This is a genomic window from Micromonospora sp. NPDC047465, from assembly GCF_040643125.1.
Classification (GTDB): domain Bacteria; phylum Actinomycetota; class Actinomycetes; order Mycobacteriales; family Micromonosporaceae; genus Micromonospora.
In genome coordinates this window covers 16,806-31,135 of the sequence record NZ_JBEYTP010000025.1, presented here as the reverse complement: position 1 = coordinate 31,135, position 14,330 = coordinate 16,806, and the positions used below count along the sequence as shown (strand labels likewise).

Below are 14,330 nucleotides of genomic sequence, written 5' to 3'. Positions count from 1 at the left end.
CAGGCCGCCCGGCGGAACACCGCCCCGGACCGCTCCGCGGCCAGGGCGGGAAGCCGCCGAACCCCGGCGGGAACCGCCCCCGCGCCCCTGATCGGTCTTCAGGTGTTCACCACAGCTCGTCAATCTTGGCGACCTCCGCCCGAAACCGGCGGGCATCCCGTGGGGGCAGCACATGACCCGTGGCTTCCAGGATCTGACGAACCTCTTCCGGATCCGGGCAACACTCCATCACGCCACAGCCGGACCGGGGGTCCCACAGCCGGTGCCACGGGTCCTGAACGAAGCCCGCCCACGCCCGAAGCGCCCGCGCGACGGCGCCTTCCGTGAAGCGGGAGCGTTCCAGGTAGGCGATGGCCTGCAACCCTCGGAACGAGAGGCCGGCTACCTCAGACGTACGACTGTCCAGCGGCCGGGCACGGAGCTTGGAGGCCCGCACCTGCCTCGGGCGCCTACGCGGCATGGCCCTTTCGGATGCTCTGCATACACAGAGGATCCCACAGCCCACGAGGCGGTACGGAAGCCGGCGGGGCTGGCCGCCGTCGAGGTCTGGGCTTCCGACTGCCGCGCCAGTCCAAGAACGGGACTGGCTTGCCCCCGAGCGTCCCGCTGACGGCCCGTGCCGCCGCGCCCTACCCACCGAGCCGCCCCGCGCCCGTACGCCGTCCGTAGCCGCCCAGGACCAACCCGCCCGACCCCAGAAGCCCGCGCCCAGCCACCCGCCGTCGACCGCCACGACCAAGATCGACCTGCCCACCATCTGCCCACAACCAGTCGTCAACGGCTGGACGCAGCCGGACTCTGCTAGATCAACGACAACGGCCCCCGATCAGCATTCCTGCTGGTCAGGGGCCGTTGGTGCTCCTGGTGGCGGGTAGAGGATTCGAACCTCTGTAGCTTTCGCGACGGATTTACAGTCCGCTCCCATTGGCCGCTCGGGCAACCCGCCAGGGCACCCCACCGCGTCGTAACGCGGCAGCGGTAGCAAGGATAGCGGCTCCCCCCGGCAGGAGCGCAACCGGGTACCGTCAGGGGGTCGTACCGCTGGTCAGCGGGGGACACAGGACCACAAACCGCCGGACAGCAGGAGCATGAGCATGGCAGCGAACCCGTCGTTCGACATCGTGAGCAAGGTCGACCGCCAGGAGGTCGACAACGCCCTCCGCCAGGCGGAGAAGGAGCTCGCGACGCGGTTCGACTTCCGGGGCACCGGCGCCGAGATCTCCTGGTCGGGCGAGGAGGCGATCAGCCTCCAGGCGGAGACCGAGGAGCGGGTACGGGCCGCGCTGGAGGTCTTCAAGGAGAAGCTGGTCAAGCGGAACATCTCGCTGAAGTCGCTGGACGCTGGCGACCCGCGCTCGTCGGGCAAGACCTTCAAGATCGACTGCAAGGTCATCCAGGGCATCGACTCGGACAAGGCCAAGGCGATCAGCAAGAAGATCCGCGACGAGGGCCCGAAGGGCGTCCAGGCGCAGATCCAGGGCGACCAGCTCCGGGTCACCGGCAAGAAGAAGGATGACCTCCAGGCCGTCATCGCGCTGCTCAAGGGCGAGGACTTCGGCGTCGCCCTCCAGTTCACGAACTACCGGTAAGCCTCAGCCGCCTTGGCTGATCATCAGGTCGTCGACCTGTTACAGCCTGGGCAGACGTCGTTGCCGTCGGTCGTCGTTCGGCTTTTCCGGCCGGCGGCCCGGCGACGGCCTGTACCCCTGCGTTCGGGCTCCGGGTGCGCGCCGGGTCGGAAGCAGCGGCCCGGACGAGTGTCGCTGCCCAGCTGGCAAGGACCGGGGCAATCCGGTCACCGACGACGAGTACCGCGTCCGCTGACCGCTTCAGCCGTGGCGACGGCCGCGTCGGGCGGCGCCACGATCCGGGACTTCAACTTCTGAGGCCGCCACCTGCCATCGACGGGAACGGCCCCGCCATGCTCACAGTCTGCCCTCGGCGGAGGTCGCCGTGGTGGACCGGCGCGGGCGGGCCAGGGTGAGGACGACGGCGAGGGAGGCGATCGCCGCACCGGTGATCACCACGGCCATCGGGACGGCGGTGCCCTCCCCACCCAGCCCGACCAGCGGCGCCGCTGCCGCCCCCACCACCGACTGGATGGCGCCCAGCAGTGCGGCGGCGGTGCCGGCGTGGGCGGCGTGCCGGTCCAGGGCGAGCGCGGTGCCGTTCGGGGTCACCATGCCGAGTGATCCGACGAAGACGAACAGGGCCACCGCCACCAGCGGCAGGGCGTCGAGCAGCGCGCCCGCGAGCACCGCGGCGGCGGCCAGCACCCCCACCCCGAGCGGCCCGATCAGCAGCCTGCGGGGCTCGAAGCGGTCCAGCAGGCGGGCGTTGGCCTGACCGACGGCGACCAGGGCGAGCGCGTTGACGCCGAAGATCAGGCTGAACGTGCCGGCCGAGACGCCGAAGACGTCCTGGAAGACGAAGGACGATCCGGAGATGTAGGCGAACAGTCCGGCGAAGGCGAGGCCCTGCGCCAGCGCGTACCCCAGGAAGATCCGGTCGGTGAAGAGCGAGCGGCCGGCGGCGGCCGTGGCGGCGAGGCCGCCGGTGCTGCGTCGGGATGCGGGCAGCGTCTCCGGCAGCCGCCACGCGACGGCGGCGGCGAGCAGCGCGCCGATCACCGCGAGGGCGACGAAGACGGTACGCCACGAGCCGAAGCGCAGCACCAGGCTGCCGAAGGCCGGCGCGGCCATCGGGGCGATGCCGAAGACCAGGGTGAGCCGGGAGAAGTACTTCGCGGCGTCCCGGCCGGCGTAGAGGTCGCGGACGACGGCGCGCGCGACGACCACGCCCATGCCGCCGGCGAAGCCCTGCGCGAACCGCGCCGCGGCCAGGGCCTCGGCCGACGGCGCGGCCGCGCAGAGCAGCGACAGCAGGGTGTACGCGCCGACGCCCACGAGCACCGGCCGGCGCCGGCCCCAGCGGTCGCTGAGCGGGCCGGTGACGAGTTGGCCGACCGCCATGCCGATCAGGCAGGTGGTGAGGGAGAGCTGGATCTGTGCCTGGCTGGCGGCCAGGTCGCGGGTCATCTCCGGGAACGCCGGCAGGTAGGTGTCCAGGGAGAGCGGCCCGAACGCGGTGATCGTGCCGAGCAGCACCAGCAGCACCGCGGCGGCCCGTCCCGTCGGCACGGCGACGCGCTCGTCCGGGCGTACGGGCGGCGCGGTGGCGTGCGGCATGGCGGTCCCTCCGTGGCGGCGGCCCGCATACGATAGCTCTGCCTACAGAGTTGTTGCAGCGGGGAGAGTGTTCCTGTGACGGACGAGACGGTCGACCAGCTCAGCGGAGCCCTCGGCGACCTGCACCGGGTGCTGCGCCGGGCGGCCAGCCAGCGGGCCGGCCGCGTCGCCCTGCCGGACGCGCAGGTCGAGGTGCTGCGGCTGGTGCAGCGGCAGCCGGGCGTCGGCGTCCGCGAGGCCGCGGAGCGGCTGGGCACCGCGCCCAACACGGTCAGCACGCTGGTCGGCGAGCTGACCTCCGCCGGGCTGCTGCACCGGGACCGGGACCCGGTCAACCGGCGGACCGTCCGCCTGGAACTGACCGACGCGGCGCGGGAGCGGATCGCCGCGTACGGGCGGCACCGGCGGGACCTGCTCGGCGCCGCGCTGGCGGGCCTGGACGACACCGACCGGCAGGCGCTGCTCGCCGCCGCGCCGGCGCTGCGTCGCCTCGCCGACCGGATGACGCAGCAGCGCTGACCCCGCCGGCGACCGGGACAGCCGGTGCCGGAACAACCGGCGACCGGAACAGCCGGTGGCCGGGACAACTGGCGGCCGGGACAGGCGGTGCCGGAACAACCGGCGACGGAACAGCCGGCGGCCGGCGGTGCGGGTCAGGCGGTGCCGGAACAACCGGCGACGGAACAGCCGGCGGCCGGCGGTGCGGGTCAGGCGGGCACGAGGTCCTCGGCGCGTACCGCGGTGGCCTCCGCGCGGGCGATGGGGCCGGTGGGCAGGGCCGCGATCCCGGCCCCGACGGCGACCGCCGCCCCGGCGAAGAGGAACGCCCACGGCACCCCGCCGGCGTGGTCGACGATCAGGCCGGCCACCGCGCCGCCGGCGGCGCTGGCGCCCACCGACATGGTCACGACCCAGGTGTACGCCTCGTTGAGCATGCTGGTCGGCGAGATCCGGCCGACCAGGGTGTTCTCCAGGGTGAGCGCGGGCGCGATCGTGGCGCCGCCGATCACCAGGGCGGTGCCCAGCGCCGCCGGGGTGGGCATCACCGCGAAAACGGCGAAGCTGCCGGCCACCGCGGCGAGCAGCAGCGCGAACTGCCGGGTCATGTTCCGGGCCGGCTTGCGGACGCCGAACCAGAACCCGCCCACCGCGCTGCCGACACCCCAGACGGCCAGCAGCACGCCGGCGAGGCTGTCCGGGTCGTCGGAGGTGTAGTCGGTCGCGAACGCGGGCACGGTCACGCCGGCCGCGCCGAAGGCGATGCCGAGGCTCGCCACGCAGAGCAGCAGCGCCGGGAAACCGGGGACGCGCAGCGGCCCGAGCCCCCTGGTGTGGTGCTCGCGTGGGTGCGGCTGCCAGCCCCGCATCACCCGGCCGAGCGCCACCGCGGTGGTGCCGACGAGGGTCACCACGGCCGAACCGACCAGGGCGGCCCCGGCGTCGGCGACCAGGATGAAGCCGGCGACCAGCAGCGGGCCGAGCACGAAGACGATCTCGAAGAGGGTGGTCTCGGCGGCGAGCGCGGTGTTGCGCAGTTGTCGCCGGCCCGACGCGGGCGAGGTCAGGTCGTTCCAGGCGCCCCGGATCGCGGCGGTCAGCGGCGGGTACGTCGCCCCGGCCACGCCGGAGGCCACGAAGACCAGCGCCAGGCTGCCGGCGTCGGCGCGGGCGGACCAGAGCAGGCCGATCAGGGCGAGCGGGTGGGCGACCGCCGTGCCGAGCAGCACGGGGCTGGGGCCGATCCGGTCGGCGATCCGGCCGGCCACGGGGCTGAGCGCGGCACCGGCCAGGGCGTAGATGCCCCCGGCGACGGCGGCCAGCGAGTATCGCCCGGTGACCTGCTCGACGACCAGCAGCAGCGCCAGCGGCGTCATCCCGATCCCGAGCCGCCCGATGATGCCGGTGACCAGCAGCATCGGTGCCCCGGGGATCCGCCAGACGCCCAGGTACTGGCGCAGTGCGGCCACGGTCGACCTCCAAGGGAGTGTAATGAGCGGAATGCCCTTCCGACCCTAACGCCGGCCGGCCTTGGGATGAAACGGTTAACACGCTCACACAGCGGTCCGCCCGTGCCTGGCGGGGCCGGGCACGGGCGGAGAGGTGATCAACGCCTCAGCGCTGGAACTGCACCGGGCCGCTGCTCGCGGCCATCTGCTCCAGGCGCGCGACCCGCTCCTCCATCCGTGGGTGGGTGGAGAAGAGCGCGGCCACGCCGCCACCCCGGAACGGGTTGTCGATCATCAGGTGGGCGGTGCTGGTGAGCTGCCCCTGGGCCGGCAGCGGCCGACGCTGGGTGCCCATGTGGATCTTCCGCAGGGCGCTGGCCAGGGCCAGCGGGTCCCGGGTCAGCCGGGCGCCGGAGGCGTCCGCCTGGAACTCCCGGCTGCGGCTGATCGCGAGCTGGATGACGGTGGCCGCGATCGGGCCCAGGACGATGGTGAGCAGCAGCACGATCGGGTTCGGGGAGTCCTCGTCGTCGCCACCGCCGAGCGGGATAAACCAGGCGATGTTCGCCAGCATGGTGATGATGCCGGCCAGACCGGCCGCCACGCTGGAGATGAGGATGTCCCGGTTGTAGACGTGCGACAGCTCGTGCCCGATCACCCCGCGCAGCTCCCGATAGTCGAGGATCTCGGTGATCCCCTGGGTCACGCAGACGGCCGCGTGCTGCGGGTTCCGCCCGGTGGCGAACGCGTTGGGCTGGGACGTCGGGCTCACGTAGAGGCGCGGCATCGGCTGCCCGGCCTCGGTGGCCAGCTCGCGGACCATCCGGTACAGCTCGGGGAACTGTGCCTCGCTGACCGGTTGCGCCCGCATCGAGCGCAGCGCGAGCTTGTCGGAGTAGAAGTAGGTGACGCCGTTCATCAGCAGCGAGACGACGACGGCGATGACCAGTCCGCCACTGCCGCCGAACCAGTAGCCCACTGCCAGGATCAGCGAGGTGAGCAGGCCGAGCAACGCGGCGGTCTTCAGACGGTTGTGGTGCACGATCACTCCTTCGGTGCGCGGATCACGCGGGACCCGCCGACCGGTTCAACAACCCGGTACCCGTCAACCATCCGCCTCATGGCTGTGAGTTGCCTGGGATGTCCGGAGTGCCCGCCCGCGATTACCGCCGCGATCAGCGGGAATCCGGGCGCGGGAGCCGCCGCCTGACGGGGTTCGGTCAGCGGGCGGCGAGGTCGAGCACGAGTTGCGGAGCGAAACCGATCACCACGGCCACCACGGTCGCCACGACCAGCGCCGCGCCCACCGTCCCGGCCCGCACGGCGGCGGGGGCCGGGGCGCCGGCCGGCGTGGCAGCCCCACCGGCGGGGGCGGTGGGCCCCGCGACCGGGGCCGTCGGAGCCACGGGCGGGGCGGCCCAGAGGGCGGCGGTGAGGCGCAGGTAGTAGGCGAGGCCGAGCACCGCGTTCACGGCCACCACCAGGGCCAGCCAGCCCGCGCCGCCGTCCAGCAGCGAACGGACCACGGTCACCTTGGCGAAGAGACCGGCCAGCCCCGGCGGCAGACCGGCGAGCCCGATCAGCGCCAGCCCGAGCGCCGCCGCCCGCCACGGGTGCCGCCGGCCCGCGCCGCGCAGGTCGTCGACGGTGCCGCCGTCCGCGCCGGCCGGGCGCAACGCCACCACGGCCGCGAAGGCCGCCAGCTCCAGCACCACGAAGAAGACGGCGTACGCGACGGCGGCCGCGTACGCGGCGGTGCGGGCGTCGGCGGTGCGCCCGGCGGCCAGCGCCAACGCGCCGAGCGGGGCGAGGATGTAGCCGGCCTGGGCCACCGAGGACCAGGCGAGCAGCCGGACCGTACGCCGCTGGCGCAGCGCCACCAGGTTGCCGACGGTCATCGTCAGGACCGCGAGCAGGGCGAGCACCGGACCCGTCACGTCGGCCGGCAGCGCGTGCTGCACGACGGCCAGCAGGGCGACCACGCCGCCCAGCTTCGAGGCGGTGGAGAGGTATGCCGCCACCGGCAGCGGCGCGCCGTCGTAGGTGGCCGGCGCCCACGCGTGGAAGGGCACCGCCGCCACCTTGAACGCCAGCCCCAGCACGATCAGCGCCACGGCGGCGGTGGTCAGCGGCAGGTCGAGCAGGTCCGGCCGCTCGGACAGGATCGCGCCGAGCCGGCCCAGGTGCAGCCCGCCCGTGGCCGCGTAGAGCAGCGCCGCCCCCAGCAGGGTCAGCGTGGTGGCGACCACGCTGACCACGAAGAAGGTGACGGCCGCTTCGGCGCTGGCCAGGCTGCCCCGGCGCAGCCCGACGAGCACGTAGAGCGGCAGGGTGAGCGTCTCCAGCGCCACGACCAGGGTGATCAGGTCGCCGGCCGCGCCGAGCACCACGCCGCCCGTCATCGAGCAGGCGAGCAGGAAGCAGTACTCCCCCGTCGGCGACTGCCCCGCCCGCAGCAGCGGCCCCGACAGTGCGAGCACCCCGAGCGTGAGCAGGGCGACCACCGCGGCGACCAGGGCGGCCCGGCCGCCGAAGACGTACGAGCAGTCGGGGCCGACGCAGAACGTCCGCCGCTCGTCCCCGGCGCCGACCAGGGCCGCGCCGAGCGCCGTGGCGACCGAGCCGACGGCGGCCGTCACCAGCGTGACCCGGGATCGGGCGACCAGCAGGTCGGCGAGCAGCACCAGCACGGCCGTCCCGGCGGCCAGGTAAGCCGGGAGCAGCGCCACGTTGTCGACGCTCTGCACCACGCTCATGCCGGCACGCCGCTTCGCTGCGCGCCGTCATGCGGCACCAGAGCACTGAGCCTGATGATTCGCTCGCTCCGCTCGCTCATGCCGGCACTCCGCTTCGCTGCGTGCCGTCATGAGGCACCAGAGCACTGAGCCTGATGATTCGCTCGCTCCGCTCGCTCATGCCGGCACCTCGCCGCGTCTCTTCCGGCCCGGCTCGCTCATCGCAGCACCTCCACCAGGGCGTCCACGGGGGCCTCGGCGACGCCGAGCACCAGGGTCGGGGCCAGACCGACCGCGAGCGCCAGCAGCACCAGCGGCGCCCACGCGGCCAGTTCCGCGCCGGCCAGGCCGGGGGTCAGCCGCCCGACTGCCGGGCTGGGCCGCCCGTGCGTCACCCGCCGCAGCAGCCGCAGGAAGTACGCCGCGGTGAGCGCCCCGCCGAGCGCGGCCAGCACGCCCAGCGTGGTCCAGAACGCCCCGCCGACCTCGACGGCGGCCACCACCGCGAACGCCTCGCCCCAGAAGCCGGCGAGCCCGGGCAGGCCGAGCGAGGCGACGGCGGCGAAGCCGAGCAGCCCGGCGAGCCGGGGCGAGGTCTCCCGCAGCCCGGAGAGTTCGTCGAGCGCCCCGGTGTGCGTACGGTCCTTGACCGCGCCGGCGAGGAAGAACAGCAGGCCGGTGATCACCCCGTGCGCGACGTTGCCGATCAGGGCCGCCTGGATGCCGGTGGTGGTGAGCGTGGCGACCCCGAGCAGCACGAAGCCCATGTGCCCCACGCTGGAGTACGCGATCAGCCGTTTCAGCTCGCGCTGCGCGAGGCAGACCAGCGACCCGACCAGAATCGCCGCGACCGCGAGCACGCCGAGCACCGGGGCGGCCCAGCGGGCGCCCTCCGGCGCCACTCCGACCGCGATCCGGATCAGCCCGTACGTGCCCATCTTGAGCAGCACCCCGGCGAGGACGACGCTGCCGACGGTGGGCGCCTGGGTGTGCGCGTCGGGCAGCCAGGAGTGCAGCGGCCAGAGCGGGCTCTTCACCGCGAACGCCAGCGCGAGCAGGGTGAACGCGGCGAGCTGGGTGCCCCGGGACAGCCCGGCTCCGCCGGTGAGCGCCACGATGTCGGCGGTGCCCGCGGCGGCCACCACCGTGTAGACGCCGACCAGCAGCAGCACCGAGCCGAACAGCGTGTAGAGGGCGAACTTGCGGGCCGCCCGCCGCCGGTCCGCGCCGCCCCAGCCGGCGATGATCGCGTACATCGGCAGGAGGACGACCTCGAAGAACACGAAGAACAGCACGAGGTCGAGGGCGAGGAAGGTGCCGAGGATGCCGACCTCGACGACCAGCAGCAGCGCCACCAGCGCCCGCCCGCTGCCGCCCTCGGGCACCCGCCACAGGGTGTAGGCGCAGCAGAGCAGGGTGAGCAGGGCCGTCAGCACGACCAGCGGCCAGGAGATGCCGTCCACCCCGAGGTGGAAGCGCAGGTCCAGACCGGGCGCCCAGGGCAGGTCGAGCCGGTGCCACGGGCGCACGGCGGGCACGCCGGCCGCGTAGGTGGTCCAGCCGCGCTCGCCGAGGAAGAGCAGCGCGGCGGCCACCAGGGTCAGCGCGGCGACGGCCGTGCCGAGCGCCCGAGCCGCCCGCTCCCGGGGCGTCGCGGCCACCGCGAGCGCGCCCAGCGCCGGCAGCGCCAGCACCGCGACCAGCAGGAACTCCCCGAACCTCATGCGGCCACTCCGATCAGGGCGGCGGCCAGCCCGATCAGCAGCGCGCCGGCGAGCACCCCGGCTGCCGCGCGTGGCAGCGCGGCCCGGTGCAGGGCCGCCAGCCCGCCGCCGAGGCCGAGCGCGGCCCGGCCGCTGCCCTCGACCGCGCCGTCCACCACCACCTCGTCGGCCGTACGTGTCGCCCGGGCCAACGCCGTCGTCGGGCGTACGACCAGGGCCCGCTGGACGTCGTCGAGCCGGAACGCGGCGGCGAAGACCGGCCGCAGCGGGCCCAGCGCGGTCGCCGGGTCGGCGGCCGGGTCCCGCCGCCAGCGGAGCCAGGCCAGCCCCGCCCCGACGGCCAGCAGCGCCAGCGGCAGCAGCAGTTCCGGGCCGACGTGGATCAGGGCGTGCTCCCCGGCCGGCGCGCCGGCGGTGGGCGTGAGCAGCAGCCGGCGGGCGAAGGCCCAGTCGAAGCCGGCGAGGCCGAGCAGGGCGGCCGGCACGGCGAGCAGCAGCACCGGCCAGCGCATCACGGCGGGCGGGTCGTGCGGGTGGGCCAGCGGGATTCGCGTCTCGCCGAAGAAGGTGCGCAGCAGCAGGCGGGTGGCGTACCAGGCGGTGACCGCGACGCCGACGAGCCCGGCCAGCCAGACCAGCCAGCCCACCCAGGACGGGGCCGGCCCGGTGCCGTGCAGGGCGGCGTCCCCGGCGGCGGTGAGCACGCCGTCCTTGCTCCAGAAGCCCGACAGCGGGGGCAGCCCGGCCAGCGCGCCCAGGCCGACCACCGTGCACCAGAAGGTGACCGGCATGGCGCGGCGCAGCCCACCCATCCGGGACATCAGCGTGGTGCCGACCGCGTGGATCACCGCGCCCGCGGCGAGGAAGAGCAGCGCCTTGAACGCGGCGTGGGTGAGCAGGTGGAACAGCGCGGCGGGAGTCGAGCCGACCGCGAGCGCGCCGGTCATGTAGCCGATCTGGGAGACCGTCGACCAGGCCAGCACCCGCTTGAGGTCGTCCTGCGCGGTGGCGGCGAACGCGCCGAGCAGCAGGGTGACCGAGGCCATGACCCCCAGCACGGCCAGCGCGACCGGGGTGGCCTCGAACAGCGGGTAGAGGCGGGTCACCGCGTACACGCCGGCGGCGACCATGGTGGCGGCGTGGATCAGCGCCGAGATCGGCGTCGGGCCGGCCATCGCGTCCGGCAGCCAGGTGTGCAGCGGGAACTGGGCGCTCTTGCCGGCCACCCCGGCGAGCAGCAGCAGGCAGGCGGCGGTCAGCGTGCCGCTGCCGTGGTCGTGCGCGAGCACGTCGGCGATCCGGAAGCTGCCGGCCGAGACGCCCAGCAGCGCGATGCCGAGCAGGAAGCCGACGTCGCCGACGCGGGTCACCAGGAACGCCTTCATCGCGGCGGCCGGCGCCTCGGGCAGCCGACGGTCGTGGGCGATGAGCAGGTAGGAGCAGATGCCCATCACCTCCCAGCCGACCAGCAGCAGGATCAGGTCACCGGCGACCACCACCAGCAGCATGGCGGCGGTGAAGAGGCTGATCTGCGCCGCGTACGGCGGGTAGCGGTGGTCGGCGTCGACGTCGTCGTGCGGACCCCGGCGCAGGTAGCCGATCGAGTAGACCTGCACGGCCAGGGCCACCGCGGCGACCGCGACGGCCACCAGCGCGGCGGCCGAGTCGAGCCGGACCCCGAGGGTCACGGTCAGCCCGCCCAGGTCGACCCAGGTGGTGGACGCCTCGGCCGGCCGGTCGAGGGTGACCAGCAGGGCGACGGCGAGCGTCAGCGCGCCGGCCGCCCCGGCCACGCCGAGCGCGATCGCCATCCGGCGGGCCCGGTCCCCGCCCGTCCCGGCGCCGCGCGGCGAGGGCGGCAGCAGCAGGCCGAGCAGGCCCGCGACCAGCGGTACGGCCGGGAGCAGCGCGCCGAGCGTCGTGGTCGTGCTCACCGCTCCCCCTCCGGACGATCGGCGGAACCGGACCGGCCATCGGTCCCGGCGGCGAACCCGGGCCGGGCGTCGGTCCCGGCGGCGACCCCGGCCACGGGCGGCCCGGCCGGACGTACGGTCGGCGGGCGCTCGGTCAGCGGGACCTCGTCGACGGCGACGCTGGCCCGGAGCCGGTAGAGCTGGAGCACGATCGCCAGGCCGACCCCGATCTCGGCGGCGGCCAGCACGATCACGAAGAGCGCGAAGACCTGCCCGCCGTGCGGCAACTGCGCCCGCACGGTGGTGTCGGCGGTGACCAGGATCAGGTTGACCGCGTTGAGCATCAGCTCGACGGCCATCAGCACCAGCACCGCGTTGCGCCGGCGCAGCACGCCGTAGACGCCGAGGCCGAACAGCAGCGCGGCGGTGACGTACGGGATGACCGGCCTCACCGCGACCGCCCGCCGTCGCCGCCCGGACCGCTCCCGGTGGTCGCCGTCCCCGGCCGCCCGCCACCAGCGGCTCGGGTGGTCGCCGTGCCCGGCCGCCCGCCTGGCCGGTCGGTGACCGGCCCGTCGGCCTTCGGTCGGCCGATGTCGGGGCGGGAGAGCACGATCGCGCCGACCAGGGCGGCCAGCAGCAACACCGAGAGCACCTCGAACGGGAGCACCCAGCTCCGGAAGATCTGGTCGCCCAGGCGTTCCGCGGTGCCCGCGTCGGGCAGGTCCACCGCCGTCCAGCGGTAGGCGTCGACCAGCAGGGCCGCCAGGCCCAACCCGGTGCCCCCGCCGATCAGCGCCGCGGGCCAGCCGGGCCGGTCCAGGTCGTCGGAGGCCCCGATCGGGGCGCGGGTGAGCATCACCGCGAACAGCAGCAGCACCACCACCGCGCCGACGTAGATGAGCACCTGCACCCAGGCCACCAGTTCGGCGGTGAGCACCAGGTACATCCCGGCCAGCGCGCCGAGGCAGACCACGAGGTAGAGGCCGGCCCGCACCAGGTGCCGGGTGGCCACCACCAGCACCCCCGAACCGACCGCCACCGCGCCGAGGGCGAGCAGCAGCACGTCCGCACCGGTCATGCGCCGGCCTCGGGCTCGGGGCGTACGGGCGGGGCGGCGGGACGGGCGGCGGGGGCCGCCGGGACCGCGGCCTTGCGCGCGGCGGTGGTCTCCTCCTTGGCCGGCTCGCCGTTCGGGTCGTGCGCGGGCGGCGGCGGCACGGTGCCCATCCACTGCCCCAGGTGGTCCTTGTCGTGCAGCAGGTCCTTGATGTCGTACTCGGCGTACTCGAACTCCGGGGACCAGTAGAGCGCGTCGAAGGGGCAGACCTCCACGCAGATGCCGCAGTACATGCAGAGCGAGAAGTCGATGTCGAACCGGTCGAGCACGTTGCGCTGGCGGGGGCGGGCGGCGCCGGGCACCGCCACCTCCTCCTTGTGCGAGTCGATGTAGATGCACCAGTCCGGGCACTCCCGCGCGCAGAGCATGCAGACCGTGCAGTTCTCCTCCAGCAGCGCGATCACCCCGCGCGAGCGGGGCGGCAGCTCGGGGGCGACGTCCGGGTACTGCTGGGTGGTCGAGCGGCGGGTCATCGTCTTCAGCGTGACCGCGAGCCCCTTGACCAGGCCCGCGCCCGGCAGGCCACGTTCTGGGCCGGCGCCGCCCGGCTCGCTGCGCTCGCTGCGGTCGGTCATGCCGACCATCCTGCCCTGTGGCCCCCGCGCGCGCGACCACCACCCGGGGTTGACCGGCGTACCGTGAGCGTGGGGAGAACGACGCACCCGAAAGGACCAACCGATGACCGCCGCGCTGCAGAGCGTCTACCCGCCTGAGGGCGGGTAGACGACGGACGATCTGGACGCGCTGCCCGAGGACGGCCGCCGCCGCGAACTGCTCGATGGAGTGCTGATCGTGTCCCCCTCCCTCACCCGTATCCACCAGACCATCGCGGGACGGCTGATGGTCGCCCTCGAAGAGGACTGCCCGGACGACCACGACGTCACTCAGGGCGTCGAGGTGCGGATCAGCCGCACCCGTTCCTTCATCCCCGACGTGCTGGTGACCACCTCGGCCGCCGCGCGACGCCAGCCCTCGCGGTACGAGCCGCACGAGGTGGTGCTCGCCGTGGAGATCGTCTCCCCGAGCACGCAGTCGATCGACCGGGTGCTCAAGCCTGCGCTCTACGCGCAGGCCGGCATCCCGTACTACTGGCGGATCGAGACGGAGGACGGTGGGCTGGTCGTCCACACCCACAAGCTCGACCCGGTGAACGAGGTCTACGGGGAGACCGGGCGGTGGACGAAGTTCGTGGACACCAGCGAGCCGTTTCCGGTGAACCTGCCGCTCAGCCGGATCACTCCCCGGTGCCACTGAGGCCGCCGGGCGCGGGCGGGAGCATCTCGACGCCGAGCTGCTGGAGGAGTTGGAACAGCTCGTTGCAGCTCCACACGTCGACGATCCGGCCGGCGTCGTCGAAGCGCAGGAAACTCGCCCCCGAGTAGCTGACCACCTGTCCGGTCGGCGGCACCGGCCCGAACCGGCCGACCTGGGTGCCGGCTGCCCGCCAGTGCACCGCCACCCGGTTCCCGGCGGCCACCAGGTCCACGATCTTGTAGCGCAGGTCGGGGAAGGCGGCACGGCGTTCCCGGTGCCACGCCAGCGTCGCCTCCGGGCCGGCGCCGCCCAGCCCCGGGCACTCCGGCGCGACCAGCTCGTACGCCGACTCCTCCCGCGCGGCGTTCCACACGTCGGCGACGAAGCGCCGGGCCGTCGCCTCCACATCGGTCATCGCGGCAGCGTAACCGCCGGCCGCGCCGCCCGGCC

14 protein-coding genes and 1 tRNA gene are annotated in these 14,330 nt (G+C 74.3%); 3 read left to right on the top strand and 12 right to left on the bottom strand.

What is annotated here, in order from left to right; all coding sequences use genetic code 11:
- Window positions 1–106: 106 nt before the first annotated feature.
- Together ABZ793_RS21970 and ABZ793_RS21965 are read right to left on the bottom strand one after the other, a co-directional pair.
- Complete coding sequence (locus ABZ793_RS21970; RefSeq protein WP_357460166.1) at window positions 107–361, bottom strand: hypothetical protein; 255 nt, start codon at window positions 359–361, stop codon at window positions 107–109.
- Between the two features lie 501 nt (window positions 362–862).
- Window positions 863–946 (bottom strand) — tRNA-Tyr (locus tag ABZ793_RS21965).
- Between the two features lie 148 nt (window positions 947–1,094).
- Here ABZ793_RS21965 and ABZ793_RS21960 point away from each other — a divergent pair.
- Window positions 1,095–1,589 (top strand): YajQ family cyclic di-GMP-binding protein, encoded by a 495-nt coding sequence (locus ABZ793_RS21960; RefSeq protein WP_350681660.1) that lies wholly within the window; start codon window positions 1,095–1,097, stop codon window positions 1,587–1,589.
- A gap of 336 nt (window positions 1,590–1,925) precedes the next feature.
- Here ABZ793_RS21960 and ABZ793_RS21955 read toward each other — a convergent pair whose 3' ends face one another.
- Window positions 1,926–3,188, bottom strand: a complete 1,263-nt coding sequence (locus tag ABZ793_RS21955; protein WP_357460164.1) for a multidrug effflux MFS transporter — start codon at window positions 3,186–3,188, stop codon at window positions 1,926–1,928.
- 75 nt (window positions 3,189–3,263) lie between these two features.
- Between ABZ793_RS21955 and ABZ793_RS21950 the strand changes: the two genes are divergently transcribed.
- Window positions 3,264–3,707: a MarR family transcriptional regulator gene (locus tag ABZ793_RS21950; RefSeq protein ID WP_357460162.1), complete on the top strand. Its 444-nt coding sequence runs from the start codon at window positions 3,264–3,266 to the stop codon at window positions 3,705–3,707.
- A gap of 188 nt (window positions 3,708–3,895) precedes the next feature.
- Here ABZ793_RS21950 and ABZ793_RS21945 read toward each other — a convergent pair whose 3' ends face one another.
- From ABZ793_RS21945 to ABZ793_RS21910, 8 genes are all read right to left on the bottom strand, one after another.
- Window positions 3,896–5,155, bottom strand: a complete 1,260-nt coding sequence (locus ABZ793_RS21945) for an MFS transporter (protein ID WP_357460159.1) — start codon at window positions 5,153–5,155, stop codon at window positions 3,896–3,898.
- A 145-nt stretch (window positions 5,156–5,300) separates the two neighbouring features.
- Window positions 5,301–6,176 carry a zinc metalloprotease HtpX gene (gene htpX / locus ABZ793_RS21940; RefSeq protein WP_350711578.1) on the bottom strand — a complete coding sequence of 292 codons (876 nt, stop codon included), beginning with the start codon at window positions 6,174–6,176 and terminating at the stop codon, window positions 5,301–5,303.
- A gap of 178 nt (window positions 6,177–6,354) precedes the next feature.
- On the bottom strand, window positions 6,355–7,890 hold the full coding sequence (locus ABZ793_RS21935; protein WP_357460157.1) for an NADH-quinone oxidoreductase subunit N: 1,536 nt from the start codon (window positions 7,888–7,890) through the stop codon (window positions 6,355–6,357).
- 197 nt (window positions 7,891–8,087) lie between these two features.
- Window positions 8,088–9,593 (bottom strand): NADH-quinone oxidoreductase subunit M, encoded by a 1,506-nt coding sequence (locus ABZ793_RS21930; RefSeq protein ID WP_357460154.1) that lies wholly within the window; start codon window positions 9,591–9,593, stop codon window positions 8,088–8,090.
- Window positions 9,590–11,527 carry an NADH-quinone oxidoreductase subunit L gene (locus ABZ793_RS21925; protein ID WP_357460152.1) on the bottom strand — a complete coding sequence of 646 codons (1,938 nt, stop codon included), beginning with the start codon at window positions 11,525–11,527 and terminating at the stop codon, window positions 9,590–9,592. Before ABZ793_RS21925 ends, ABZ793_RS21930 begins: the two co-directional genes overlap by 4 nt.
- The gene (nuoK, locus tag ABZ793_RS21920; protein ID WP_357460150.1) at window positions 11,524–11,958 is read right to left on the bottom strand and encodes an NADH-quinone oxidoreductase subunit NuoK; all 435 of its coding nucleotides are present in this window, start codon (window positions 11,956–11,958) and stop codon (window positions 11,524–11,526) included. Before nuoK ends, ABZ793_RS21925 begins: the two co-directional genes overlap by 4 nt.
- Window positions 11,955–12,587 (bottom strand): NADH-quinone oxidoreductase subunit J, encoded by a 633-nt coding sequence (locus tag ABZ793_RS21915; protein ID WP_357460148.1) that lies wholly within the window; start codon window positions 12,585–12,587, stop codon window positions 11,955–11,957. The genes nuoK and ABZ793_RS21915 overlap by 4 nt, the downstream gene beginning before the upstream one ends.
- Window positions 12,584–13,210, bottom strand: a complete 627-nt coding sequence (locus tag ABZ793_RS21910) for an NADH-quinone oxidoreductase subunit I (RefSeq protein ID WP_357460145.1) — start codon at window positions 13,208–13,210, stop codon at window positions 12,584–12,586. The genes ABZ793_RS21915 and ABZ793_RS21910 overlap by 4 nt, the downstream gene beginning before the upstream one ends.
- Window positions 13,211–13,361: 151 nt before the next feature.
- On the opposite strand from ABZ793_RS21910, the gene ABZ793_RS21905 reads away from it, so the two are divergent.
- Window positions 13,362–13,880: a Uma2 family endonuclease gene (locus ABZ793_RS21905; RefSeq protein ID WP_357460293.1), complete on the top strand. Its 519-nt coding sequence runs from the start codon at window positions 13,362–13,364 to the stop codon at window positions 13,878–13,880.
- On the opposite strand, the gene ABZ793_RS21900 is transcribed toward ABZ793_RS21905, so the two are convergent.
- Window positions 13,861–14,295: an ester cyclase gene (locus ABZ793_RS21900; RefSeq protein WP_357460143.1), complete on the bottom strand. Its 435-nt coding sequence runs from the start codon at window positions 14,293–14,295 to the stop codon at window positions 13,861–13,863. The two genes, ABZ793_RS21905 and ABZ793_RS21900, sit on opposite strands and share 20 nt — an antisense overlap.
- Window positions 14,296–14,330: the final 35 nt, after the last annotated feature.

Excerpts from the sequence above, each read along its gene's own strand:
- ABZ793_RS21915 (WP_357460148.1), bottom strand. The coding sequence starts at position 12,587 with ATGACCGGTGCGGACGTGCTGCTGCTCGCCCTCGGCGCGGTGGCGGTC.
- ABZ793_RS21900 (WP_357460143.1), bottom strand. The coding sequence starts at position 14,295 with ATGACCGATGTGGAGGCGACGGCCCGGCGCTTCGTCGCCGACGTGTGG.
- ABZ793_RS21935 (WP_357460157.1), bottom strand. The coding sequence starts at position 7,890 with ATGAGCGTGGTGCAGAGCGTCGACAACGTGGCGCTGCTCCCGGCTTAC.
- ABZ793_RS21910 (WP_357460145.1), bottom strand. The coding sequence starts at position 13,210 with ATGGTCGGCATGACCGACCGCAGCGAGCGCAGCGAGCCGGGCGGCGCC.
- ABZ793_RS21930 (WP_357460154.1), bottom strand. The coding sequence starts at position 9,593 with ATGAGGTTCGGGGAGTTCCTGCTGGTCGCGGTGCTGGCGCTGCCGGCG.
- ABZ793_RS21960 (WP_350681660.1), top strand. The coding sequence starts at position 1,095 with ATGGCAGCGAACCCGTCGTTCGACATCGTGAGCAAGGTCGACCGCCAG.
- ABZ793_RS21955 (WP_357460164.1), bottom strand. The coding sequence starts at position 3,188 with ATGCCGCACGCCACCGCGCCGCCCGTACGCCCGGACGAGCGCGTCGCC.